At 51.3% G+C, this 341-nt stretch carries 1 rRNA gene; it reads right to left on the minus strand.

The annotated features are described in order from the left end of the window. Positions 1-256: 256 nt before the first annotated feature. Positions 257-341, minus strand: a 5S ribosomal RNA gene (gene rrf / locus NJD74_RS19655); the annotation flags it as partial.

The following is a 341-nucleotide window of genomic DNA, read 5'->3' on the forward strand; positions in this document are numbered from 1 at the left end:
CCGCCTCGTCAACACCTTTTTTCAAGGCCGTTTCACCGAAGTGAAACGTTGTTGCCGATGCTGCTTCGTCGTGCGACCCGAAGGTCTTTTCGTCGAAGCGAGCCGCCTATTATGTCAGGCTTTTCGTATCTGTCAACACCTTGTGAGGATAACTTGAAGTTCTTCTCGAAGATGTTGCTGTAAGTGCATAAAAAGCATGTGCTTACATAAAAAGGAAAACCCCGCTGCGTGAGCAGCGGGGTTTTCGGGGTAAAAACCCTGGCGATGACCTACTCTCGCATGGCTTAGGCCACACTACCATCGGCGCAGCTGCGTTTCACTTCCGAGTTCGGGATGGGATC

It is taken from the genome of Stenotrophomonas sp. RG-453, from assembly GCF_033843685.1.
Taxonomy (GTDB): domain Bacteria; phylum Pseudomonadota; class Gammaproteobacteria; order Xanthomonadales; family Xanthomonadaceae; genus Stenotrophomonas; species Stenotrophomonas bentonitica_A.